General features: G+C 58.4%; 18 protein-coding genes. 10 read left to right on the plus strand and 8 right to left on the minus strand.

Translation table 11 applies throughout. The annotated features are described in order from the left end of the window. From H7F20_RS12510 to H7F20_RS12520, 3 genes are read left to right on the plus strand one after another with little or no spacing between them, the layout of a single operon-like run. Positions 1–2,148 carry a LysM peptidoglycan-binding domain-containing protein gene (locus H7F20_RS12510; protein WP_185786512.1) on the plus strand — a complete coding sequence of 716 codons (2,148 nt, stop codon included), beginning with the start codon at positions 1–3 and terminating at the stop codon, positions 2,146–2,148. Further along, positions 2,145–2,549, plus strand: coding sequence for an OsmC family protein (locus H7F20_RS12515; protein ID WP_185786513.1), 405 nt, complete (start codon positions 2,145–2,147; stop codon positions 2,547–2,549). Before H7F20_RS12510 ends, H7F20_RS12515 begins: the two co-directional genes overlap by 4 nt. Beyond that, the gene (locus H7F20_RS12520; protein ID WP_185786514.1) at positions 2,537–3,082 is read left to right on the plus strand and encodes a DUF922 domain-containing protein; all 546 of its coding nucleotides are present in this window, start codon (positions 2,537–2,539) and stop codon (positions 3,080–3,082) included. The genes H7F20_RS12515 and H7F20_RS12520 overlap by 13 nt, the downstream gene beginning before the upstream one ends. Positions 3,083–3,212: 130 nt before the next feature. On the opposite strand, the gene H7F20_RS12525 is transcribed toward H7F20_RS12520, so the two are convergent. Further along, on the minus strand, positions 3,213–4,082 hold the full coding sequence (locus H7F20_RS12525; RefSeq protein WP_185786515.1) for a hydroxypyruvate isomerase family protein: 870 nt from the start codon (positions 4,080–4,082) through the stop codon (positions 3,213–3,215). 103 nt (positions 4,083–4,185) lie between these two features. On the opposite strand from H7F20_RS12525, the gene H7F20_RS12530 reads away from it, so the two are divergent. The 3 genes from H7F20_RS12530 to yidC all read left to right on the plus strand — a co-directional run bounded on the left by H7F20_RS12530 (position 4,186) and on the right by yidC (position 8,042). Beyond that, positions 4,186–4,431 carry a DUF3820 family protein gene (locus tag H7F20_RS12530; protein ID WP_185786516.1) on the plus strand — a complete coding sequence of 82 codons (246 nt, stop codon included), beginning with the start codon at positions 4,186–4,188 and terminating at the stop codon, positions 4,429–4,431. Between the two features lie 49 nt (positions 4,432–4,480). Further along, positions 4,481–6,118 (plus strand): CTP synthase, encoded by a 1,638-nt coding sequence (locus H7F20_RS12535; protein WP_185786517.1) that lies wholly within the window; start codon positions 4,481–4,483, stop codon positions 6,116–6,118. Between the two features lie 82 nt (positions 6,119–6,200). Beyond that, entirely contained in the window at positions 6,201–8,042 is a 1,842-nt protein-coding gene (yidC, locus tag H7F20_RS12540; protein ID WP_185786518.1) for a membrane protein insertase YidC, read from the plus strand. Positions 8,043–8,328: 286 nt separating this feature from the next. Here the strand turns inward: yidC and H7F20_RS12545 are convergent, their stop codons facing one another. Continuing rightward, positions 8,329–10,203, minus strand: coding sequence for a fasciclin domain-containing protein (locus tag H7F20_RS12545; protein ID WP_185786519.1), 1,875 nt, complete (start codon positions 10,201–10,203; stop codon positions 8,329–8,331). Between the two features lie 231 nt (positions 10,204–10,434). Here H7F20_RS12545 and mnmA point away from each other — a divergent pair, with 231 nt between their 5' ends. After that, positions 10,435–11,634, plus strand: coding sequence for a tRNA 2-thiouridine(34) synthase MnmA (gene mnmA / locus H7F20_RS12550; RefSeq protein ID WP_185786520.1), 1,200 nt, complete (start codon positions 10,435–10,437; stop codon positions 11,632–11,634). 103 nt (positions 11,635–11,737) lie between these two features. Further along, positions 11,738–12,685: a nitronate monooxygenase family protein gene (locus H7F20_RS12555; RefSeq protein ID WP_185786521.1), complete on the plus strand. Its 948-nt coding sequence runs from the start codon at positions 11,738–11,740 to the stop codon at positions 12,683–12,685. Positions 12,686–12,709: 24 nt separating this feature from the next. Here the strand turns inward: H7F20_RS12555 and H7F20_RS12560 are convergent, their stop codons facing one another. The 5 genes from H7F20_RS12560 to H7F20_RS12580 all read right to left on the minus strand — a co-directional run bounded on the left by H7F20_RS12560 (position 12,710) and on the right by H7F20_RS12580 (position 23,275). Next, entirely contained in the window at positions 12,710–14,440 is a 1,731-nt protein-coding gene (locus H7F20_RS12560) for a M48 family metallopeptidase (protein WP_185786522.1), read from the minus strand. Positions 14,441–14,598: 158 nt separating this feature from the next. Next, positions 14,599–18,066: a HEAT repeat domain-containing protein gene (locus H7F20_RS12565; protein ID WP_185786523.1), complete on the minus strand. Its 3,468-nt coding sequence runs from the start codon at positions 18,064–18,066 to the stop codon at positions 14,599–14,601. Between the two features lie 44 nt (positions 18,067–18,110). Then, positions 18,111–20,303 carry a M28 family metallopeptidase gene (locus tag H7F20_RS12570; protein WP_185786524.1) on the minus strand — a complete coding sequence of 731 codons (2,193 nt, stop codon included), beginning with the start codon at positions 20,301–20,303 and terminating at the stop codon, positions 18,111–18,113. An 84-nt stretch (positions 20,304–20,387) separates the two neighbouring features. Then, a complete protein-coding gene (locus H7F20_RS12575; RefSeq protein WP_185786525.1) occupies positions 20,388–21,716 on the minus strand; it encodes a Zn-dependent hydrolase in 1,329 nt (442 codons plus the stop codon). Between the two features lie 101 nt (positions 21,717–21,817). Then, positions 21,818–23,275 (minus strand): glycosyltransferase, encoded by a 1,458-nt coding sequence (locus tag H7F20_RS12580; protein ID WP_185786526.1) that lies wholly within the window; start codon positions 23,273–23,275, stop codon positions 21,818–21,820. Between the two features lie 110 nt (positions 23,276–23,385). Between H7F20_RS12580 and H7F20_RS12585 the strand changes: the two genes are divergently transcribed. Beyond that, positions 23,386–24,000, plus strand: a complete 615-nt coding sequence (locus H7F20_RS12585; protein WP_185786527.1) for a trimeric intracellular cation channel family protein — start codon at positions 23,386–23,388, stop codon at positions 23,998–24,000. 1 nt (position 24,001) lies between these two features. On the opposite strand, the gene H7F20_RS12590 is transcribed toward H7F20_RS12585, so the two are convergent. Further along, a complete protein-coding gene (locus tag H7F20_RS12590) occupies positions 24,002–24,748 on the minus strand; it encodes a peptidylprolyl isomerase (RefSeq protein ID WP_185786528.1) in 747 nt (248 codons plus the stop codon). On the opposite strand from H7F20_RS12590, the gene H7F20_RS12595 reads away from it, so the two are divergent. Next, positions 24,747–25,388 carry a CoA pyrophosphatase gene (locus H7F20_RS12595; RefSeq protein ID WP_185786529.1) on the plus strand — a complete coding sequence of 214 codons (642 nt, stop codon included), beginning with the start codon at positions 24,747–24,749 and terminating at the stop codon, positions 25,386–25,388. The two genes, H7F20_RS12590 and H7F20_RS12595, sit on opposite strands and share 2 nt — an antisense overlap. The last annotated feature ends 2 nt before the right edge of the window (positions 25,389–25,390 follow it).

Here is a 25,390-nt window from a genome sequence, read left to right on the forward strand (position 1 = left end):
ATGAACGTTGTCTTAAAGTACCTGCTGCTGCTGCTATGCTGCCTGGCCATCGGATGCAAGGCCAAGGCACAGCAATTCAGTACCCACGCCGTGAAACGGGGGGAAACCCTCTATTCCATAGCGAGTGAATACCAGGTAAGCCCCCAGGACCTGCTCAAATACAACAAGGAGGTGGACCCGGACGGTTCCCTGCGCCCGAATACGATCCTGGTCATCCCCTCATCGGGCAACAACACCCTGGCCAACCGCCCTGCCGTGGGTAGTGCCCAGGACTCTACGGCCAGGGCACCCCAGGTAACTTTCCTCACCCACAGGGTCCGCCGAAAGGAAACCTTGTTCAGCATCACCCAGCGTTACAGGGTAAGCGAGGAAGAACTCAAACGATACAATCCGGACCTCTATTCCCGGTCCCTTCAAAAGGGCATGGTCCTGAGGGTTCCCCGATTCTCGGAAGCCTACCGGGAAGCCGAGGAACTCGAGGAATTACTAGATACCTATATGGTGCAACCCAAGGAAACGCGCTGGAGCATCGCCCATAAATTCGGCATCACCATCGACAGCCTGCTGCAACTCAACCCCGAATTGCCCAGCAGTACCAGCTACCTGGCAGAGGGGCAGGAGTTGCGGGTACCCAGGCTGGCAGGTTCCGGGATCGAGGAGCAGGAATCCGAGGTTTACCGGTCTTATACGGTGCCGCCCAAAAAAACGCTCTACAGCCTGAGCCAGGAATTCGGCATCAGCCGGGAAGAGATCATCCGGCTCAACCCGGAAATCCTGGAGCGGGGCAACCTGCAGGAGGGTATGCGGTTGCGCCTGCCGGAAAAGAAAGCGGACACCAGCGCCGTGAATGCCTCGAATTTTATTTTTTATGAGGTAAAGCCCAAACAAACGGAATTTTCCCTGACCCGGAAACTCGGAATCGGCTGGCCCGAACTCCGCGCCCTGAACCCGGACCTGGCCACCGGCCTGAAAGCCGGGATGGTGCTGAAGTTGCCCAGGGACCGGGCCGAAGGCCTGGAAGTAAAGAATGCCCTGGTGCTGGACGAATTCAACCTGAGGGACAGCATCAATACGGCTAACCGGCCCCGGCTGCTCGTCCTTTTTCCCTTCCGCCTGGACCGCCTGGACCTGCAGGACGAGGAAAAAACCCGGGAACGCATCCGCAACAACAATGCACTCAAATACAGCCTGGGCCTCTATTCCGGCCTGCTGGTAGCCCTGGACTCGGTGGCGGACATGGGGATCTCCGTGGACGTCAGGACCTTCGATACCCAGTTGAGCGCCGACCGGGTCCGGAACATGCTCCTGAGTGAAGACCTGGGCAATGTCAGTGCCATTATCGGCCCGCTGGAGCCGCGCTCCATTCAGGAAGTGGCAGCCCGCGCATCCGACCTGGGCGTACCGGTGATCGCCCCGGTGCCCATCAACGAGGATTTCCCGCTCCAGAATATCTTTTACACCTATACCGACGAGGCAGAACTCCGCCGCCGCATGCTGGGCTATATGAAACAGCAGGTCACGGACCAGAATATCCTGATCATCTCCGACCAGGCGAACCGGGAGGTCGAGTCCCAGATCCTGCAGGCCTTCCCCGGGGCTGAACTGGTGCCGCTCAAGGAGGAGGAAAAAAACGTTTCCCTTGACCGGGAGGCCTTCATGGAGGCCCTTTCGCAAGAGAAGGAGAACTGGGTATTTGTGGAGACGAACGATTTCAAGATAGCTTCCAGCGTGAGTTCCATCCTGAATTCCGCCAATACGGAGGAAACCCGCGTGCGGATGTTTAGCACGAACCGCAGCAGGGCCTTTGAAAACGAGGTGATATCGGCCACCCACCTCTCCAACCTGAAATTCACCTTCCCCTCCGTCTACCGGTCGGCAGCAACTTCGTCCTTTACGCGCCGCTACCGCCAGCGTTTCGGCGGGGAACCTGACCGGTATGCGGTACGGGGCTTTGACCTGGGGATGGACCTCCTCCTGCGGCTGGCCTACAAGCTCGACCTGTTTGAAGCAGCCGACCAGATCGGGGCTACCCGATACACCGGAAATACGTTCAATTACATCAAAAAACTGCAGTCCGGGTATTTCAACACCGCCTCTTACATCCTGATGTACGACGGGCTGCGCATTGTGGAAATACAGGGACCATGACATCAAAAGTAGTTTACAAGGGTGATTTGCGCACCGAATGCACTCACCTGCGTTCGGGCAGTACCTACCTGACAGACGCCCCCATAGACAACCACGGCAAGGGGGAGGCCTTCAGCCCCACGGATACGGTTGCTACCGGGCTCGCCAACTGCATGCTCACAGTCATGGGTATCAAGGCCCGGGACCTGGAAGTGGCCCTGGAAGGAGCCACTGCCGAAGTGACCAAGCACATGAGTGCAGCCCCCAGGCGGATCTCCCGCATCGACCTCGATGTGTACCTGCCCGGGGAGGTTTCCGCCAAAGACCGGAAGATCCTGGAACGCACCGGGATGACCTGTCCGGTAATGTTGAGCCTGCACGAAGACATCGAAAAGAATATCCGTTTTTTTTGGACTATGTAAGGAGGGTTATCGGCTTGATTTTTCTGGGGATTTGCCCGCTGGCCCTTACCCAGGAAACGGCTCCCATCCGCTGGGAGCCCGATAGCCGGCTGGCCTGGTCCGATTTCAGGGCCGAGCCTCCCCAAAGCCGCCGGGTGGCCGCAACTACCGCCAGCGGCATCAGTTACAATTATAAGGCCCTGGGTTCCCAGGGCGGGTATTCCCTTGATTTTGAGGTAAGCACTTTTTTCTATCCCGATAAATCCTGGTACCATCCGGAGCTCTGCGACCAGGTGGTGCTCAGCCACGAGCAGTTGCATTTTGACATCTCCGAATTATTCGCCCGGAAATTCCGTGGCCGCTTACGAGGGGGAATATTCACGGAGAATGTTAAGGCAGAGGTCCGCCGGATCTTTACAGAGGTCAACCGGGAATTGTCGGATTTCCAGAACCGCTACGACGCGGAAACGGATTATTCCCGGAACCGTGCCGCGCAGCAGCAATGGAATGAGGCGGTCGCAGCCCTCCTGGCCGAACCGGAGCACCCCGAATGACGGGCACGGGGTCGATTTGTGTATGTTCCGAGCAACATGACGGACCCTTACAGCCAGCCTGAAGAGCTCCCGGCCGCCTGACGAGTTCCCCCTGGCATGGCCGGCTCCGGGCAGCCTGACAATTCCCCGGTCAGATATCGCAGATACCGATGCCCTGTTTCAGGGCGGCGATCTTGTCCTCCCAGGTAGGGATGAATTCCTGGGCCACATGTCCGGTGAAGCCGGTAGCGGCAATGGCGCGCATGATGGCCGGGTAATTGAGTTCCTGGGTTTCATCGATCTCATGCCGTCCCGGGTTGCCCCCGGTATGGTAGTGACCGAAATAGGGGTGGTACTCCCGGATATTGCGGATGACGTCCCCTTCCATGATCTGCATGTGGTAGATGTCGTAGAGCAGCTTGAAGTGGTCGCTGCCCAGGCGGCGGCACAGTTCCACGCCCCAAAGCGTATTGTCGCACATATAGTCCTTGTGGTCGACCTTGGAATTGAGCAGTTCCATCTGGAGGACCACCCCGTATTTTTCGGCCGTGGGCAGGATCCTGCTGAGGCCTTCCACGCAATGCTGCAAACCTACCAAATCGTTCATGCCGTTGCGGTTGCCGCTGAAACAGATGAGGTTGGTATAACCGGCCTCAGCGATCAGGGGGATCTTTTCATTGTAGTCCGCCACCAGTTCGTCGTGCAGCCTCGGATCGTTCCAGCCCTCGACAATCCCCTTGCCGGCACCCCAGCACATAGCTGCGTGGATGCCGTGCTTTTTCAACAGCGGGAAATCCTCGGGCCCCACCAGGTCGATCGCCCCGATCCCAAGCTCAGCAATGTTCCCCAGGAAGGTGTCCAGGGGGATGCTGCCGTAGCACCAGTAGCAGACGCTGTGGTTGATGGTGCCCTTCGGGGGTGCGTCCTGTGGTGTTTCCCGGGCGGCGGCGTTTCGTCCCAGGGGCGTAAAGAGTGCTGCGGAGGCCGCTGCACTGCGGCCGATGAATTTTCTGCGTTCCATGAGGTCTGGATTTCTTTTTGATCTGGATTTCTTAATGGCCCGGAGATTTTCCCATTCAGGGAACCGGCTATTTAAAGATAGTATATTTGTCCAAACTCAGGGTATGGAAGTTTCTTTGCCAAAGGGGGAACAACTCATTGAACTCGCCAATTACCGCATGCCTTTTGGCAAGTACAAGGGGCGGCTGCTGTCCGAATTGCCCTTGCCCTACCTGGTTTGGTTCCGCCAGAAAGGCTTTCCGCCGGGAAAACTGGGCCGGAACCTGGAGGTGGTCCACGGCATCAAGGAGAACGGGCTGGAGGGGTTGCTGTACCGGATCCGGAAAGAATTTCCCCGGGATTCTCCCTGATTTCCTCCGGTAATTCGTAACTTTGAATCCCGTAACAAACATACCGCCAATGGCAGCTACCAAATACATCTTCGTTACGGGGGGAGTTTCCTCTTCACTGGGTAAAGGCATCATCGCAGCCTCCCTCGCCAAACTCCTGCAGGCCCGCGGGCTGAGAACCACCATCCAGAAACTCGATCCCTACATCAATGTCGACCCGGGCACGCTGAACCCTTATGAACACGGGGAATGCTATGTAACCGACGATGGGGCAGAAACCGACCTGGACCTTGGGCACTACGAGCGATTCCTCAACGTGCGGACTTCCCAGGCAAACAATGTCACCACGGGCAGGATCTACCAGAGCGTCATTGAAAAGGAAAGGCGGGGGGAATTCCTGGGGAAAACCGTACAGGTGGTACCCCATATCACCAACGAAATCAAGGAGCGCATCCAGATCCTGGGCAAGAATGGCGAATACGATGTGGTCATCACCGAAATCGGCGGAACGGTGGGGGATATCGAATCCCTGCCCTATATCGAATCTGTGCGCCAGTTGCTCTGGGAGCTCGGGGAGAACAACGCCATCGTGATCCACCTGACCCTGGTACCCTATTTGTCGGCGGCAGGCGAACTCAAGACCAAACCCACCCAGCACTCGGTGAAGACGCTCATGGAAAGCGGGATCAAGGCAGACATCCTGGTTTGCCGGACCGAGCACGAGTTATCCGAGGAAATCAAACAGAAGCTGGCCCTCTTCTGCAACGTCAAGAAGGAGGCGGTCATCCAATCCATCGATGCCAGTACCATCTACGATGTCCCGATGATGATGCACGAGGAGGGACTGGACAAGGTAGCCCTGCAGAAGCTGGATCTGCCATTGACCCCCGAACCCAACCTGGATCAGTGGATGGGTTTCATCGAGCGCCTGAAAAACCCCAGGGGGTTGGTACGGGTAGGCCTGATCGGCAAATATGTGGAGTTGCAGGATTCCTATAAAAGCATACAGGAAGCCCTGATCCACGCGGGGGCGGTCAACGAGGTGGAAGTAGAGGTCATCTCTATCCATTCGGAACACATCAGCGCCAACAACCTGGAGAAAAAGATGCAGGATCTGGACGGGATCCTGGTCGCACCCGGTTTCGGGGAACGCGGTATCGAGGGAAAGGTCAAGGCGGTAAAATACGCGCGGGAAGAAGGCATCCCGTTCCTGGGGATCTGCCTTGGAATGCAGATGGCCGTCATCGAGTTTGCCCGGAATGTCCTGGGCCTGGACGATGCCAATTCCACCGAGATGAATGCCAACACCCCCCACCCGGTGATCGACCTGATGGAGGCCCAGAAAACCATCGTAAACAAGGGGGGAACCATGCGCCTTGGGGCCTGGGACTGCGAACTGACCGAAGACACCCTGGTTTACGAGATGTACGACAAGGCCTCCACCATTTCGGAACGGCACCGCCACCGGTACGAATTCAACAATGAATACAAGGAGGCCATGGAGGAGGCAGGCTTCGTATTTTCGGGGATCAATGCGGAAACCGGGTTGGTCGAAATCGTGGAATTGCCTTCGCATCCCTGGTTTATAGGGGTGCAGTACCACCCGGAATACAAGAGTACCGTGGCCAACCCCCACCCCTTGTTCGTGGGCTTTGTCCAGGCGGTACGCCAGTACAAATTGCAACGAACCAATGCCAGTATGGCATAAACATCCCAATTGGCCGTATATTTGCACCCCGCAAGTCCAATCTTTGGGCGGCGCGGGAGCCAGGTCCTGTTAAAACGATTACATGGAAGAAAAAAAGCTGGATATCAATTCCATTATTGGATTCGTACTCATTTTCGGAATCCTCATTTTCTGGTTTTATACCAACCAGCCGAGTCCCGAGGAAGTGGAAGCCCAGAGACAGGCGACCGAGCAAGTGCAGGACTCCGTAGGCCAGGCCGAAGCCAGCCAGCCCACCCCGCCGCCTGCCGACCCGGTCCTTGACCTGAACGACTCCGTGGCGCGGGAGGCGTACGCCTCCAAAATCGGCGCCTTTGCCTACACCCAGGCAGGGGAGGGGACTACCCTTCTGGAAAATGACGTACTCGCCCTGGAAGTGTCCAACAAAGGCGGCCAGGTAGTGGAGGCGCGGATGAAAGAATTCGTCAACCACGATTCCCTGCCCGTGTACCTCGTCCGCGACGGCAACGCGAGCTTTGGCCTGGAACTGACTACCTCCGACAACCGGGTATTGAATACCTCCGAGCTGTATTTTGAACCTAGCCTGAGTGAGGAAGGGGAAAACCAGGTGCTCTCCATGAAGGCCATGGCGGGTCCCCGGCAGTACCTCGAATACCGCTATACCATCAAGCCCGGGGAATACCTCGTCGATTTTGACATCCGTTCCCAGGGGCTGTCCATGCCCGCTGCCCGTGGGGTCCCACTCAACTGGAACCTGAGGGCCATCCGCCATGATCCCAGCGTGATGTATGAAAACCGGTATACCCGGCTCACCTACCGGCACGACGGGGATGACATCAGCAAATTGTCCGCCAGCGGGGAGGACGACGAAACCGAGGCGGCCGTCCGGTGGATGTCGTTCCGCCAGCACTTTTTCAGTTCCATCCTGGCTGTTGACGACCCCCTGGAATCCGTGACATTCCGCTCCAACGACCTGGTGGAGGAAGAAAGCAGCGAAACCGCCTTTACCAAGGAATTTTCCATTGCGACCGAGCTGCCCGTGACGGGGGGCGAAATCAGCCGGGCGATGCACTGGTATTTCGGCCCTACGGACATCGACGTACTTGAAGAATACCCGGACCTGGCCCTGGCCGATTCCATCCCCTTCGGATGGGGGATCTTCGGATGGATCAACCGGTATGTGTTTACCCCCTTCTACGGCTTTTTGGCTTCTTTCCTGCCTTTCGGGATTGCCATTGTGGTGATGACCATCATCGTGCGGATCCTCATGTCGCCGGTTACGTATAAGTCCTACCTCTCCCAGGCCAAGATGCGGGTCTTGAAGCCCGAGATCACGGAAATCGGGGAGAAGTACAAGGACAACGCAATGAAAAAGCAGCAGGCCACCATGAAACTCTACAACAAGGCAGGCGTGAGCCCGCTGAGTGGCTGTATCCCCGCCCTGTTGCAGTTGCCGATATTCTATGCGCTCTTTATGTTCTTCCCTACCAGCTTTTCGCTGCGCCAGAAGTCCTTCCTCTGGGCGGAAGACCTGTCATCCTACGATACGATTGCACAACTGCCGTTCAGTATCCCGTTTTACGGGGACCACGTCAGCCTGTTCCCGATCCTGGCATCGGTTGCCATCTTCTTCTACATGATGATGACCACCGGGCAGCAGATGCAGACCCAGCCCGGCATGCCGAACATGAAGTTCATCATGTACCTGTCGCCCCTGATGATGCTGTTTTTCTTCAACAACTACGCCAGTGGCCTCAGCCTGTACTATTTTGTTTCCAACCTGATTACCATCGGAATCATGCTGGTAATCAAAAATGTGATCCTGGACGAGGAAAAAATCCATGCCCAGATCCAGGAACAGAAAAAGAAACCCCGGAAGGAGAACCGCTTCCAGCGGAAGATGCGGGAAATGATGGAAGAAGCCGAGAAGCAAAAGAAACGCTGACCCGAATCCCCGGAAGACCTGTAAACTGCCGGAACGTTTAGGAAACAAAAAAGCCCCTGACTATGAAGTCGGGGGCTTTTTGCTTGGCAGGGTAGGTTTAGTCTGGTAAGATTTGGGACTGGCAATATGGTGCAGGACTCCCGGAGATAAAAACAAAAGTTGTCAATTGCCGGTTTCTGTATGCTAACCAGCCTCTTTCTGAAGTCTGGTAGCAGGCAATGGGCCCTGGCATAAAAAAACCACCCCGCCAAAGGGCAGGGTGGTAAATCAAATAGGTGATAAAAACTTAGTTCGTCGTATCCGGGATCATCACCTGGTTGAGGACGTGAACCACACCGTTTCCGGCCTGTACGTCCACAGCGATAATTCCGATTCCCGGATTATTCGCACCATCGGTTACATCTGCTATGTTCCCACCGGTACCTGGCAGGTTGATGGTGATGGCATCGCCCTCGAGGGTTGTGGGCATAATCCCATCGGTCAGGTCACCGGAACGGACGTTTCCGGAAACGACATGGTGGTAAAGGACGGAAGTCAGCAGGGCCTCGTCGATGTCGGTCACGGCATCCCAGGCAGCGTTGCTGTCAAGCAGGGCCTGGAAGGCAGTATCCGTCGGGGCAAATACAGTAAAAGGACCTTCTCCGCTCAGCACGGTGGCGAAATCCGTCATGGGCGTACCTTCCGTCAGGGCGGTTACCAGGGGGGCAAAGGTTGGGTCTGCCAGGGCAAAGGTCACCACGGTGGGGATGTCGATTACCGCATCTACGGCATGGATTACCCCGTTGGTAGCTACCACATCGGCAACTGCCACATCGCTGACGCCGTTCAGGGTGACGCCGGCGTCCGTATTGATATACAGGCTCAGGGCGTCATCGTCCGCATTGACCCCGAGGGTGTTCACGTAGGAGTTGGAAAGTGCTCCGGAGAAGGCGGCAGCCCCGGAGACCACATGGTTGGACAGGATGTTGTCCAGCGCATTGCCATTGGGGTTTGTAAAGGCCGCAAACGCATCATTGGTGGGTGCGAATACAGTATAGGGCCCTTCGGAGGAGAGCAGGTCGGTAAAGGTCGTATTGCCCCCGTCGGTAAGGGCGTCCACCAGGCTCGAAAAGGCCGGGTTGGCTGTTGCGTGGTCTACGATGGTCGGCAGCCCGATTACGGCATCCACGATGTGTACTACACCGTTGGAAGCAAACACGTCGGGGGTGCTTACGTCAGACACGCCGTTGATGGTTACCCCGCCCTCCGTATTGATGAACAGGCTGAGGTTTGCGTTGTCCGGTCCGGCCGTGGAGGAAGAGGAAACATAGCCTGTGGTCAGGTCCGTAGAGGCAAATTCTCCGGCTACTACGTGGTTCAGAAGTACCTGGGTCAGTATCTCGTTGGGTACATCAGCCACACTTGCATAACCATTCACACTCAGGAAGGTGGCAAAGGCATCATTGGTTGGGGCGAACACGGTAAAGGGGCCGTCGCCTTCCAGGGTAGTTGCCAGGTCAGCTTCGATCAGGGCACTGACCAGGGCGGACAAATCAGAGGTCGCGTTGGCTATTTCCACGATGTTCCGATCCGCGGCGGCTTCCGCCAGGGCGTCCAGTATTTCCTGGGGCAGCAATACCTTATTTATTATATGGATCACCCCGTTTGAGGCAATGACGTCTGCCGTGGTGACGTTGGCCGGGGTACCGGTGGCGTCGACCACTGAAACACCTCCTGAAAGGGAAGTGGTGAGCGTTCCGCCCTGTACGGTGGTCACATTGGCGCCATCCGTGAGGTCGGTGGATTGTGCGGCCACACCGGCCACCACGTGGTAGGTCAGGATGGTTGCCAACAGTTCTTTCTCTTCATCGGTGTCAAAGTCGTCCAGGCTGCTGTAACCGTCCAGGTTGCTGAAGAGCTGGCTGAAGGCAGCATTGGATGGTGCGAAAACGGTGAAGGGCCCCGGACCGCTGAGGATGCCGATCAGGTCGCCGTTGGGCAGTTCATCCGCCTTGGACAATGCAGCCACCAGGCTGCTCAGGTCGGGATTGGCCTGGGCGGTTGCCACGATATTGGCCTCCACTCCGCCGCCGTTGCCGTCGTCGTCGTTGGAACACGATGCTACTGCAAAAAGCAGGAGCCCCGCCAACAGGAATTTAAGTTTGAATAAGCACTTTTTCATAACAGAATTTCTTTTAGGATTAAATTGTGTATGGAAAAATAGAAAAAGTTAAACAAAATGAGTTGACGCTTAATAAAAGTTTAACAGGAACCCCGTGGATCGAGTCCATGGTTTGCGCATTTCAACCTGCAGGGTAAGGGCCTGACTCCTTTTTACGCAATCCGGAAAGCATGTAGCCGTCGGGATGGAAACCTGACGACACCCGGAATTATTTTGTAATTTTGCGCCGAAATGACGACGCCCAAAAAAGTAGTGATAGGCCTCTCGGGAGGCGTGGATAGCAGTGTAGCCGCCTTGTTGCTCAAGCAACAGGGTTATGAGGTGATCGGGCTTTTCATGAAAAACTGGCACGATGATTCCGTGACCATCTCCAAGGAATGCCCCTGGCTGGACGACAGCAACGATGCCCTGATCGTCGCAGAGAAACTGGGAATCCCCTTCCAGACCATTGACCTGAGTGTTGCCTATAAAGAGCGTATCGTGGATTATATGTTCCGCGAATACGAACGGGGCCGGACCCCGAACCCGGATGTGCTTTGCAACCGGGAAATCAAATTTGACCTGTTCCTGAAGATGGCGGTGGACCTTGGCGCGGACTATGTGGCTACGGGCCACTATTGCCGGAAGGAAAGCGAGGTTTCCCGCGATGGGGCAACCCTGTACCGCCTCCTGGCGGGCAAGGACAGGAACAAGGACCAATCCTACTTTCTGTGCCAGCTCAACCAGGAACAACTTTCCCGGGCGCTCTTCCCCATCGGGGAACTTGAAAAATCCGAAGTCCGTCAAATAGCCGCCCAGCACAACCTGATTACGGCCGACAAAAAGGACTCCCAGGGGCTTTGCTTCATCGGCAAGGTACGCCTGCCCGAGTTTTTGCAGCAGCAGCTGCAGCCCAGGGAGGGGCGAATCGTGGAAATCCCCGCAACGGCACCCTTTTACCACCGGCCCCTTCCCCGTTTCAGCAACCGCAGGGAAGAGCTCGCCTATTATTCGGAAAAGCCGACTTATGCCCCGGACGAGGGCAGGGACGTAGGGCGCCACCAGGGCGCACACTATTTTACCATCGGCCAACGGAAAGGACTGGATGTAGGCGGTACCCCCGAGCCCTTGTTCGTTATCCAGACGGATGTGCGGAACAATATCATTTACACCGGCCAGGGCAAGTCCCACCCGGGCCTGTACCGGCGAGCGCTTTTTGTTGCAGACCAGGAACTTCACTGGGTGCGCCCCGACCTGGCGCTTTCCCCCGACGAATCCCTGGAGGTGCGTGCCAGGATCCGGTACCGGCAGGAATTGCAGGCGGCCACCCTCTATAAAATAGAAGGGGGGCTCTATGTGGATTTCCAGCAGCCCCAATCGGCCATTACCGAAGGGCAGTTTGTCGCCTGGTACCTTGGGGAGGAATTGATCGGTTCCGGGGTGATAGCCTGATCCGATTAACGGGAAGCCCCCTGCCGGGCCGGATTGCCTGATCCGATTCCCGGGAAACAAATGCCTAAAAGTGCACAGGCACCTAATTACGCGCAATTGTCCTATGGAGAAAAACAGCATTTGCCGGCTCTTTGAAGTCCGGTATCCCATCATCCAGGCCGGCATGGTCTGGGCCAGCGGCTGGCGGCTGGCGGCAGCGGTTTCCAATGCCGGCGGCCTGGGGTTGATCGGGGCAGGGAGCATGTACCCGGACATCCTCCGGGAGCACATCCGTAAATGCAAGGCAGCGACCGGCAAGCCGTTTGGGGTCAACGTCCCCATGCTCTATCCGGATATCGACCGCATCATGGCCATCATCCGGGAAGAGAGGGTGCCCATTGTCTTTACTTCTGCCGGGAACCCCAAAACCTGGACAGCCGATCTCAAGGCCGACGGTATCCGGGTTGCGCATGTGGTGAGCAGCCTGAAATTTGCCCTGAAGGCCCGGGATGCCGGGGTGGATGCCGTTGTGGCCGAAGGTTTCGAGGCCGGGGGGCATAACGGGCGTGATGAAACGACGACCCTCACCCTCATCCCGGCCGTCCGTGAAAAGATCGAATTGCCCCTGATCGCGGCAGGCGGCATTGCCACCGGCCGGTCCATGCTGGCTGCCATGGTCCTCGGGGCCGACGGGGTGCAGGTTGGCAGCCGCTTCGTAGCCAGCGAGGAGGCCTCTTCCCACCCTGCCTTCAAGCAACGGGTGGTGGATGCCGGGGACGGGGATACCCGGCTGACCCTGAAGGAGCTGGCACCGGTACGGCTCCTGAAGAACAAATTCTACTCGGATATCGAGTCGGCCTATGCCCGGGGTGCAACCCCGGAGGAGCTCAGGCAATTATTGGGGAGGGCCCGGGCCAAACGGGGCATGTTCGAGGGAGACCTCGAAGAAGGGGAGCTGGAAATCGGCCAGGTCTCCGCAATCATCCACGAGATCCTGCCTGCAGCCGAAATCGTCCGGCAGATGATGGCCGAATTCGACGAGGCGTGCAAACAGGTCGGGGATTTGCTCTGAGCCGGCCAGCCTGTTCGCAAAGGCTCAGAAAACCGACCCGGGGATTTCCAGGTCGGCGTGCTGCCAGGTTTCCCGGAATTCCTCCCTGACTTTTTCGGCTTCCGCCGATCTCCCCTGGGCTTCCAAAGACTGGGAAAGCCCCAGCAGGGACCATCCGTTTTGCCGCAGTTTTAGCAGGTCTTCCCGATAAACAGCTTCCGCTGCCGCATAGTCCCCGGCAGCCATCAGGACGGCCCCCAGGTTCTGGCGGGGCGGGATATGCCAGGCAGACGGCTCCGTATAGGTCAGGTTATCCTCCAGGGCAACAGCCTCTTCCAGGAACCGGACCGCCGATTCAAAATCGCCGGTTGCTGCCGCAATTTCCCCTGCCACCACGGCCCTGGCCACTGCCGCGATCCGGTCCGAGGCATTGTTTGCCGTTGCGACAATGGAAGCCAGGTCGGGATCCGCCACCAGTTGGTCAATCGCCTGAAGCTCTTCCCTGGCCTCCGGGATATTGCCCTTCCTCAAAAATGCAATTCCCCTCGCGTAATGGCGCATCAGGTTGAGGTGTTTGATCTCCGGGTTGGGGGCCGGGAAGGTGAGTATGTGGTTCCATTTGCCGAAACGCAGGTAGGCCAGCAGGGGGGTGGCGGCAAAATCCTGCAAGAATGGCAGCTCTTTCATTTCACCAACCGGTACCTTCTCGGCTGTTTTACGCGCTGCCGACAGGGCCGTTTCACTCTCCCCGATCAGGCTGGCCGCAGACCACAGGAAGTGTACGTTGTGCGGGTAGTACGCCAGCGGGTAAAGCCCCTGGGAATAGCACTGTGAAATATAGTCCTCATCGGCTTCGATGGCCAGTTGGTTTACGCGGACCGCGTCTTTATACCGGCCCACCCGGATGTAGATGTGGGAAGGCATGTGCACGATATGGCCAGCCCCCGGCATCAGGTTCTCAAGGCTTTCCGCACTGCTTACGGCCCGGTCCGGGTCCGGCAGCTCCATCAGGTGGATATAGTAGTGGTGCGCCCCCGGGTGCTTGGGATCCAGGGCAATTGCCTTTTCCAAGGCTGCCTTTGCTGCCAGGGTATTGGGCGCCGGTTCCCCGGAGGCTTCCCAATAGGCCCAGGGCATGGTATTCATAATAGCGGCCGCATACAGGGTCAGTACCTCCGCATGGTCCGGGTAGCGGTCTGCGAGCCCCTTCATGGCATCCATGTATGCGGTGTTCAGATGGGCCGTCTGCAGGGTGGTATCCGGGCTGTACCGGGCATTCAGCGCCCGGATCAGCCCCTGTTCCAGTTCACTGGCATTGCCGGCATACCTGTTGGCCATTTCCAGGGCTTCCAGGGCCTTTTTTTTCCGGTCCTCGTCCGGTTCAGGATCGTTGATGTTGGGCCCCAGGTCGTAAGCCTGTCCCCAATAGGCCATGGCGGCCTCCGGGTCCAGGCGGGCAGCTTCCAGGAAAGACCGGTGGCCTTCCGCATGGTTGAATGCGTAGGTCAGGCGGAGGCCCTGGTTGAAAAATGCCTGGGCCTGACCCGAGCCGGTCCGGATGGGCAGGGAATGGTTGCCCAGGTTTTCGAACAGGGGCGCAATCTGACGGGTGCTGTCAATATCCCCAAGAAGGAATTTTGCCACTGTGCACTTGATGGCGCCCATGGATGCGGCATTGCGCTTCGGCAGCACCTCGGTCCTGCCGGTCTTCCAGGGGATAAGGGCGGCAACTGCAAACAGGACCAGCAGCAGGACGGGGATGAGTCGGGATTTCATTTGATGGAAGTATTAGGTTGTTTGATGGAACGGGCATCCCGTGGGGGAAGGATCGGGAAGTAAGGGTCTATGCCTCATGAAGATACATCAAAAAATCCGGCCGGGCAACAGGATTATACTGCCTGCCCGGCCGGATATTACAAGCTTCCTACCGTAGCCTAACTGCTTTTCAGACTGGCCAGGTATTCGATCAAGTCGCGCAGTTCGCGTTTGCTGATCACGCGGCCCATGGGCGGCATGGAGGAGGGCATGTTGGTGCGCTTCGCAATCCGTGCAAGGGGGATTTCGATGGGCTCGGGTTCGGCCCCCCGCAGGAGCAGGTGGTCGCGGTGTTCTTCGAGCAGCAATCCGGAAATGGTCTGCCCGTCGGTCAGCGTGAGGGAGACCGACCCGTAGCCGGGGGCTATCCGCTTGCCAGGTTCGATCAGGGATTCCAGGATTTGTTCCCGGGTGAGTATCGCCCCGATGTTGTCAAGGGGCGGGCCTACCTGCCCGCCGGCACCCGCAACCGCATGGCAGCGCACACATTGGGCGGCCGCGTTGCTGGTAAAGACGGATTGGCCGGCCCACCAGCTGCCCCCTTCCAGGGTGGCCCGGAAGGCATCCGTGCTGTAACCAAGGTTTTCAAGGCGGCCCAGGGAGGCGATCAGGCTTTTGGAACCCGTGGCTTCCACTGCCTCTGTCAGATCCAGGATCACACCAGGGTCCAGGCGGTCGGCTGCTGCCTGCGCAACCAGGTTTTCCAGCACCGGGCCGCTTTTGGCAACCGGCATCTCGGCCAGGGTGGCCAGGATGGTCTGCTGTTCCCGGATGGACCCCGTCCGGAATATCGGCCAGACGATATCCGGCAGTTCGTTCCTGGGGATATCCAGCAGAGGCAGCAAGCTGATGGCCGCGGTGCGGACATCCGTTTCGGGGTCCCGCATGCCCTTTTTCAGATAACTTCCGATGTCTGGGTCGCCCACGGCCCCCAGGGTGGTCAGGATGGCAGCCCGCACCCCGGCATCGGGATGGCGGTCATAGAGTGATTTAATGCGTTCATTGTAGGAGGCAATCCCCAGGTTTGCCAATACCTGAGTGACACCGATGATCAATTGCGGGTCCCGGTCCGCCAGGAAGCGCGGCAATTCTTTTTCGACCCTGGCTATTACCAGGGCGGAGTCCCTGTGAACTTCCCCCCTCAGGCGGCCGTCCACACGGTCCAGGACGGATGGGTTCGCCCAGGTGCCCACGGCGGCCAGGGCTTCCCCGCGCAGCACGGGAGCCACATCCTGTTTCCGGGCAAAGCGGATCAGCCGGTCCAGGTCGGTGGTGTCGCCGGTGCGCTGTGCAGCACTGATCGCACGGCGGAGCAGGGGCTCCGAGGTCAGGCCTTCCCGGTCCAGCATCCCGGCCAGGTCCGGCAATGCTTCGGGGATGGACCAGTCGTCATTGATGGCCCGGGCGGCTTCGGCGAGGATGTACTCGTCCGAATCCTGCAGGAAACGCGTAATCCCGGGGTGTTGCATCCTCCTCAGCACGAGTACCCCGGCGAGGCGCAGGCTGGGATCCGGGTGACTGGACAGTTCCAGGACCGGTTCGGCCTCCCCGATCCGGGCAAGGGCGAGTACGGCCGCATGGCGGAGGTAAACATCCCGGTCGTCGTTTTCGGCCAGCAGGTCCAACAAGGGCTGGATGGCCGGTTTATGGGCGATGCGCCCGAGGGCCTGTGCGGCAAAAAAGCGCACCCTCGGGACACTGTCGGCCAGAAGGGGAAGCAGCTGTTCCCCGGCATCCCCGTACCGGATATCCCCCAGGACTTTGGCCGCCTGCGCCACGATTTCCGGATCCGTATCGGCAAGCAGCGGAAGCAGGGGTTCCGCGCGGTCCTCATCCCTTGCCCCCAGCTGGCCAAGGCCCCAAATGGCGTGGATGCGGCGGAACTGGTTGGTGGAATCGGCCAGGGCTTCACGGAGGGTTCGGAACCCGCTGCGGCCCCGGTCCGCCAGCTCAAACTGGGCCTTCTTGCGGATCCGCATGTCGGCATGCCCCAGCAGGGCGGACAGGGAATCCGCCGAGGCCTCCGAATAGTCCATGACCATGAGATTGCGGGTTTCCGCCCGTTGTGCCTCCAGGTCGTTCTCATCCGCCACGACATCCAGCTTCCAGACCCGGCCAGCGTTCTTGGTATTCCAGCCGTTGATCCAGTCGGCCAGGTAAAGGGCACCGTCGGGCCCGAAACGGATTCCGGTTGGCAGGATGCCGCTGAGCACGTCCTGTTCGGATTTCAACCGGAATCCGGCCCCTTCCGGTTCCAGGTCAAAAGACCAGATGTGGGAGCGCGCAGGGTCCCCTATGAATTCCACCAGGAAAAATTTGTCCAGCCATTTACTGCCAAGGGCCGTACCCGGGTTATACTGCATCCCCGTCGGGCCGTTGTGGAAATTTTGTATGGGGGGGACGATGTAGGCCGCCTGCCCCTCCCAACGGGGGAGGTAGAGTTTTTCGTCCATCCAGACCTTGTAGGCATTGTTCCGGGCATCCGTATATTTTCCGAATTGCCAGTTTGTTCGCCAGCCGGAATCAGAGCCGTCGACCAGGTAAACCAGGCGTTCACTTTCGCCCCGGTGGTCCCCGTCGTTATCTGAGGTAATCAGGTTCCCGTACGCATCGAATACAAATTCATGGGTATTCCGCAAACCGCGGGCAAAGACCTCAAAATCGCTGCCGTCGGGGTTGCAACGCACAATCACCCCCTGGTTGGGGTAGTGGTGTTTGGAACCGTCCCTGGCCGTGATACTGGATCCGATATCCCCGATCCCCCAGTACAGTTTGCCGTCTGGCCCCATGATGGCCCCGGACATGCCGTGGCCCCCGAAGCCGATATGTACCTGGAACCCGGTGGCCAGGGATTCTTTGGTATCCAGCACCTCATCCCCGTTGGTGTCCGTCAGCCGCCACATATCCGGGGCAACCCCCACAAACACTTCCTTGCCGTTGACCAATAGCGCACCGGCCACGTCGGTTACCTCCTCGTTGAAATCGTGGAGAATCCGGGTGGAGATGTCGGCCGTGCCGTTGCCGGTGGTATCCTCAAGCCGCCAGATTTCCTCCTGCTCAACGGTCAGGTCGCGCCAGTCGTGCAGCGTATCGTTGTTCAGGTCCTTGAGCCATGCATTCTCCTCGCTGCGCTCCGGGGCAAATTCCGAACGCAGGAACGCCCGCCGGTCTTCCACAGACTGCAGGCTGATGGAACGCTCGATCCAGTCCCGGTGGCCGCGGATGTCGAACTCCGAATTCTTTTGCCGGTTGGTGCGGGTGAGATAAACGCGCCCGCGGTCGTCGATATCCATGGCCACCGGATCGGGGGCCAGGGAGTCCGTCGCCCAGAGGCTCAGCTCGAGGCCTTCGGCAACCTTGGCAGCAACCGATTCCCGGCCGCTTTCGGCCAGGGCTTCCGCCACCCGGTCCCCCTGCGAGCGCACCACGGCTTCCTCAACCGGCACGTCCGGGCCAAAGTCACAGGAAGCGAGGAACAGGACGGCCAAAAGGCAGGCCCCTCGCGTGAGGGGGTTCACTACCCGGTTGGCCGGGGCATTTGCCGCCCGGCCTGGTTTGGGAGTACGCTCCCGGCAAAAATTTATCATCTCAGTAAATTTTATGGACTTGGTTTGGTTTGTGCCTTTTCGGGTCAGGGTTGTACTTCCTGAATTTTCCGCAGGTATTCGGCCATGCCGTTAAGGGTGCCGGCCAGTTTCTCGATCTGGGATTCCGCCTCCTCCCAGTTCTTCTGTTCGATGGCCTCCCGGACTCCCGGCAGCGTTTTAACCCCGTAACCGGTGTAGAAACCGGGGGCATAGATCTGGTGTTTGTACCAGGACCTGCGCGGCAGGCCCTCCGGGCTTGTGAGTTGCTGTTCCGCATGCATGAGCAATTGGTTCAGCCGCTCCTTCTGGGCCTTTGAAAGGGATGCTGTATCCAATTTGGAGACTTCTTCAACACGGTCCTTCAGGCTCGCTACGGCATTCTGCAGGGGCGAGAAGTCCAGATAGGGCACGGCGGCCTTTATTTCAGGCTTTGGCATGGGTTTGGTGGGGTCAGCCGCCAGCGTGTAAGCATTTCGGGCGACCAGTTTGTTGTGTTGCTCCACCTCTTTCCGGAGCTTGTCTGCAGTTTCCATCACCTCGTCCAGGTACCCGCTGACGGTGGCCTGCCAGGGCTTGAAATCAAAGGGCAGCACCTCGGCATTGGCCAAACGCAACACAATCCGCCCTGCAGTCTTGGCCAGGGCAACCCCATATTGAAAGCCCGGGTCCTTAAAGCGGGTATAGTGCGGGTAGGTATCATAGATCGTGTGGTATTCCCCGCCGGAGCTCTCCCCACCGAAACCGAGGTTCAGGGAGGCGATCCCGGCGTGTTGGATAAAGGGAGTGTAATCAGATCCGGATCCCAGCGCGGAGAGCTCAAAATCGGCATCCGACCCCCGGGTCAGTTGGGCGGCAATGCGCCGTTCTTTTACAGACACGTCGGTTTGTGGATCGGGGACATCCCCGGCCACCTCGGAAACCATGGTCTGGAGCGAGTGCGACCCGCCCACGCCCAGGAATCCCCTGCCGTTGCCATCCGTGTTGACATAGGCTACTGCCTTTTCCCGTAATTCAGGCAAATGGTCCTCCACCCATTCGGTAGACCCGATCAGACCGGGTTCCTCCGCATCCCAGGCACAGTACACCAGGGTGCGTTTCGGCCGGTTTCCCTTTTTAGCCAGTTGCCCGACGGCCCGGGCCTCTTCCATCAGGGCCACCATCCCGCTGACCGGGTCGGAGGCACCGTGCACCCAGGCATCATGGTGGTTGCCACGGATCACCCATTGGTCCGGGAATTCGGAACCTTTCAGGGTCGCAATGACATTGTGTGCGGGTTGGAGGCTCCATTCAAATTCCAGTTTGAGCCGCACCCGGGCCGGTCCCGGCCCGATATGGTAGGTGAGGGGCAGGGCACCGCGCCAGGATGCCTGTGCCACGGGTCCCTGAAGAGCCCTGAGCAGGGGCTCGGCATCAGCGTAGGAAATCGGGAGCACGGGTATTTTAGTAATGGTGGGGGCCTCCTGCCGGTCCAGCCGGTCCGCATCCTCGGTGGCTCCGTATCCGGGTGTCAGGACATCCCCGGGATAAAGGGGCATATCCATCACCGACCCCCGTTGTACCCCGGTGGAATTCTTGAAGGCGCCTTCCGGGTACACATCCCCCTGGTAATAGCCGTCGTCTTCCGGGTCGGAGTAGATGATGCAGCCGATGGCCCCTTTTTCGGCTGCCAGCTTGGGCTTGATCCCGCGCCAGGAGCCATAATATTTTGCGATGACGATTTTGCCCCGCACATCAATCCCCAGTTTTTCGAGTTCCTCATAGTCCGACGGGACCCCGTAATTGACAAAGACCAGTTCGGCCTCTACGTCCCCGTCCGTGGAAAAGGCGTTGTAGGACGGCAGCAGTGCTTCTCCCTGGGCCGTATAGGGGTCACCTTCCACGGCTACGGCCTCCAGGGTGGCGGTGTAGCGCTCCGGGGCCGTCATTTCCAGCAGGCGTACTCTGGGATAGGGGAACAGGACCTGGTAGGTGTCGATGCGTGCATCATATCCCCAGGATTCAAATTGCTCCTTCATCCACCGGGCATTTTCGGCACCGTAATCCGTACCCACCCAATGTGGCTCGGCTGCCATGCGCTGCATCCAGGCGTCGAGGTTTTCCTTTTTGAGGCTCTCGTCGAAAGTCGCTTCCAGCTGCCGCTGTTTTTTTGCGGCTTCGGGGGAGAAACCTGAAATCGCCTGGGCATTCAGTCCGCTTGCGGCCAGGAGGAACAGGCCGGTGATCATCCAATTTTTCATAAGATACGTGTAGATTTTACCCGTAAAGATACTTCAATTTTCAGGCAGGTCCAACCTCTTGGGATCCCCCGCCTTTTTGCAGGCTTATTGGTTTTTCTGATCCAGGTCCAGCAGGGTTTGCAGGAGTACGTTGGCCCCGTTGGCCATATCCGTTACCGATGTGAATTCATCCGGGGAATGGCTGATGCCCCCACGGCTGGGGACGAAGATCATCCCTACCGGCGCAATCATGGCGATGTCCTGGGCATCGTGCCCGGCCCCGCTGTACATCCGCATGGCGCTTAGGCCGAGATCGGCAGCGTTTGCTTCGATCAGGTCCTGTATCCCCGGGCTGGTCAGGGCCGGTTTCCCGGTGGTGTCCAGGGCTTCGAATTCGAAGGTGGTCCCGGAATCGGACGCAATGCCAATGGCCTGGTCCCTGATTTTCCGGTAGAGCGCCTGGATGACCTCGGAGGAGGGATCCCGGATTTCCAGGCTCAGGACCACCTCCCCCGGGATGACGTTGGGCGCCCCCGGATAGGCACGTATCCTACCCACCGTGGCTACCTGCCGCCCTTCCATGGCCAGGGCTTCTTCATTCACGGCCTGTATAAACCGGGCGGCGGCCAGTAAGGCGTCCTGCCGCAGGTTCATGGGTGTGGTGCCTGCGTGGTTGGCCATGCCCCGGACCGTGACGTTCCACCAGTTCAGGCCGACAATGCCCTGTACCACCCCGATATCGATACCTTCCTGTTCCAGGATCCCGCCCTGCTCGATATGCAATTCGAGGTAGGCGGCAAGGCTTCCCTTTTCACGAACGGCTTCCGCGAGCCGCAGCGTATCCCCACCGAGGCGCTGTATGCCCCGGGCAATCGTGTAGCCCGTGCTGTTCGTGACCCGGAGCGCATCCTTTGAAAGGGCTCCGACCATGGCGCGGCTGCCGGTCACGCCCCCTTCTTCATCGGTGAAGATGAGTACTTCCAGCGGATGGCGGGTGGTGACCTGTGCCTCCTTAAGGGTGCGGGCCACCTCGATGGCCGAAAGGGAACCAACGCACCCGTCGTAATTACCCCCGTGGGGGACCATGTCGATATGGGATCCCATGGCAAGTGGTTTCAGGCCGGGCTCCGTACCGGGCCGCGAACCGATCAGGTTCCCGGCAGGGTCGATACGCACCTCGAGACCCGCTTCCTTCATAAGCCCCATCACGTAGGCCCGTCCTTCGATGTCCCCGTCGCTGTAGGCAACCCGGTTGGGCTGGCCTGCTTCATCCCGCCCGAATGTGGCGAGCTGCATCAGGGATTGTTCCAGTCGGTCCCCGTTGACGCGCGGGGATTCCTGTCCGAGTACTACAGGGCTTAGCAGCAGCCCTGTGATAAGAATGATACTTTTTGCCAGGGTAGCCAGGCCCCTGGGATCCTGAAATTCTTTCATGGGAATAGGGTATTGCATGTATATGGGGTATTGTTTTTTTTGGATTGTGCCATAGAAAAAGGTTCGGGATGGTTCGTGCTTCGGGTTTTAGCCGGTTCCGCTTACACCGAACTCAGGAGTTCCAGCCAGGATTCGATCTGGCTGAACAGGGTAAACCGTTCCACGACGCGGGTCTGGGCGTTGAACCCCCATTTATCGAGTTCTTTCTGGTGGCTCAGCATATACTCCATGGCAGCCGCCAGCCTCGGGATGTCCGTGGGGTCTTCGTTGATGGAACCCGTCTCACCATGTGCCACCTGGAATTTAAGCCCGGCCGCCCCGGAGACCAGGACAGGGGTTTGTTTCCACATGGCTTCGGTAGCCGTCAGCCCGAAACCTTCCTGTATCGAATTCTGTACCACGATCACCGAATAGCGCTGAAGCGCATTCACGATAAGCGCATTCTCCTTGGGGTTGTCCAGGGGGAGCAGCATGAGCGCAACATCCTGCTGGATTTCCGGGTCGAGGGTTTGATAGTATGCGATGAGCTCCTTGAGCACCTGGGCACCTTCCGGGTCGTCGGTGACAAACAGCGGATCCGGTCCGCCCAGTACCAATCGGGACATCCGGATACGCTTGTAGTCCAGGGCGTCCGTATCGGTACGCCGCGCATTGGTTTCCTTCATGTACACGAAGGCTTCCATCAGTTCCTTAAATCCCTTGAGGCGGTCCCAGCGGGAGATCTCCGTGATCACGGGCCGGTAGATCAGCTGGAAGTCGTCCGGTCGGTTTACCTGCCCGAAACTGCCGTCCGGCATGACCCGGCGGACCTGGTGCTTGTAGGCATTGTACAACCGGGGCTCCCGGGAATCGATCAGGCCTGCCTGCACCAGGATGCTCAGGCATTTGTGCATTTGCAAGGTCCTGTTTTTATGGCTCAGCGGATCGATGGCCGGGGGGATCAGGCTGGTCCGCCCGGCGATCTCGGGCAGGACATATTCCTTCAGGCTGAATACAAAATGGTCGTAATCATCAAAATAGAGTTTCAGAAAACCCCAGACGCCCCGGGTGGTTTCATTGGATTCATCCAGGCCTATATGGCACCGCCAGACGCAGCTTACCTTCCGGTGTTCCTTGATCATCCGGGCCAGCGGCATGGGCTGCGGGTCGTGGATCACTACCACGTCCCCATCCTGTATGACTTCCAGTGCCCCCTCGAGGTTTTTCCGGTTCACGCTTTCGTACGGTTCCCGGTCGGCTTCCGTATAGTGCCCATCCCCGCTGCCATGGATGGCATTGTGGATTCTTTTGGTAATATTGAAAAATGCCACCTCATCGGTTTCGATGACCATCCATTCAATGGATACCCCCATGGCGCGCATGATGCGCATCTGGCTGGGGACCATTTCTGCCACCCCTCCGCCTGTAGCGGTGGAGTTGATCATCCAGATGGTCCGGCCCCGGAGCCTGTCCACGTATTTCGGAACGTTCTCCAGAAAGGAATCCACCGTGCCCCTCAGGCTGCTGTATGCCTGGTAGTCTTCCAGCTTGGGCCCCTCCTTGATTTCTATTTTACGCATAATCGTTTTTTGGTACTGGACATAAGGTACGAAACTCCATGAGAATCTATGCGCCCGATCCATTGGCGGGCTTCCCGATTTATTCGTAATATGGCCCTAAATTCACTTCCATGCTCTATACGGTGGTTGATTTGCTCGGGGTCATTGCCTTTGCCATTTCCGGGGTGCTGGTGGCCATGGAGAAACGCCTGGACCTGTTTGGGGTGGGTATCATCGCCCTGGTAACCTCCATAGGGGGAGGGACCCTGAGGGACCTGCTCCTGGGGTATGCCCCGGTAGACTGGATGCGCCACCCGCATATCGTCTACGTCATCCTGCTGACCACCACCCTGGCCGTGTTGTTCCAGAGCCGGTTGAAAAACCTGCGCACTTCCCTCTTCCTGTTTGATACCATCGGTATCGGCCTGTATACCCTGGTGGGGATCGAAAAAGGATTGGATGCCGGGCTGTCGCCGGTGATCTGCATCGCACTGGGGACCATTACGGCCTGTTTCGGAGGGGTATTGCGGGATATCCTCTGTAACGAAATCCCGGTTATATTCCGTCGGGAAATCTATGCTTCGGCCTGTATAGCGGGCGGGGGGCTGTACTTCCTGTTCGTGGCAGCCGGCCTGTCGGCGGTCTATGCCTATGTGGGGGGGATTGCCGCGGTCATCCTGATCCGGCTGCTCGCGGTGCGTTTCGGCATTGGCCTGCCCAATTTATACCGGAATCCAGCCGGGTAGCTCAATTGAGCACTTCCGCCTTGAGGATGTAGATGTTTTTCATGGGCCAGTCCCCGTCGTCCGTTTCCACCTGGTTGATGGCATCCACGACCTCCATCCCCTCAACCACCCGGCCGAATGGGGTATACTCCCCGTCCAGGTGGTAGGACCCGGGGTCCGTTACCACAATAAAGAATTCAAAGGGGGAAGCCAGCATATGGGGGTTGTCGATTTCACTGGACGGCATGGAGACGGTGCCCCTGTGGTGCTGGTATCCTTTTCGCGTATCGGGCGGTAGCAGGTAACGGCCGATATCCCCACGTTTTTTGGCCGTTTTGACGTTGTCGGCATTGCCGCCCTGTATGATGAAATCCTTCACGACCCGGTGGAACATGGTACTGTCGAAATATTTTTGGCGGGTCAGGTAGATGAAATTGGCCTTGTGGTAGGGCACATTGTCGTAGAGTTCGATTGTAAAGCTTCCCATATCCGTGGTGAGTTTTACCCGGTTGGCTTTCAGGTCCTTCTGGTAATCAAAAAAGAAGTCGATGGCATTTTCCTCGGTAAGTTCAAAGGCCCGGGCGGAGTCCGCGGGTTGTTTTCCCTGCTGCCCGCTGGCTTCACCGGTTTCTCCGGCATCGGGGGTACGATCATCCCGGGAGGCATCCGGGACCGCGGATTCGGTTGGTTTTTGCTTACTTTGTTCCCCGCAGCCTGCCAGGACAACCAGCAGGAGGATTGCAGTGATAGCCGATTTCAATGACGCCATGAATTTTGTAGATTTTTCCGATTCGATTGCAAAAATAAAGAATCTTCCCCTACCCGGGCACCCGGCGCATTTTGAGATGGCGCCTGAAATGCGCGTGCGGGAACTGGAGCACCTGGGCCCTGCGGGAAAGCGGCCTCGCAAAGCCGGGGTACTGGCCCTTTTTTATCCCGGGCCGGGAGCGGAGGCAAACCTCCTGCTGATCCGCCGCCCTGCCTATCCGGGCGTTCATTCCGACCAGGTATCTCTGCCCGGGGGCAAAATGGAACGCACGGACCGGGACCTGATGTACACTGCCCTCAGGGAGGCAGAGGAAGAGGTGGGGGTACCCCCCGGGGAGGTTTCGGTGATCCGGCCCCTGAGCCCGTTGTATATCCCCCCGAGCAACTTTGAGGTCAGCCCGTTCCTGGGTATGAGTCCGGGCCGGCCGGCTTTCAGGAAACAGGAATCCGAGGTGGCGGCCCTGATCGAGGTGCCCCTTAGCCACCTGTTGTCGGATGACTACCTGGTGACCCGGCGGATGACCACCTCCTATGCCCGGGACATCGAGGTGCCGGCCTTCCTGCTCGAAGGCCATGTGGTCTGGGGTGCCACAGCCATGATGCTCAACGAACTCAAACGCCTTTTAAAGGCCGTCTTCTAAGG

Source organism: Robiginitalea sp. SC105, from assembly GCF_014243345.1.
Lineage (GTDB): Bacteria > Bacteroidota > Bacteroidia > Flavobacteriales > Flavobacteriaceae > Robiginitalea.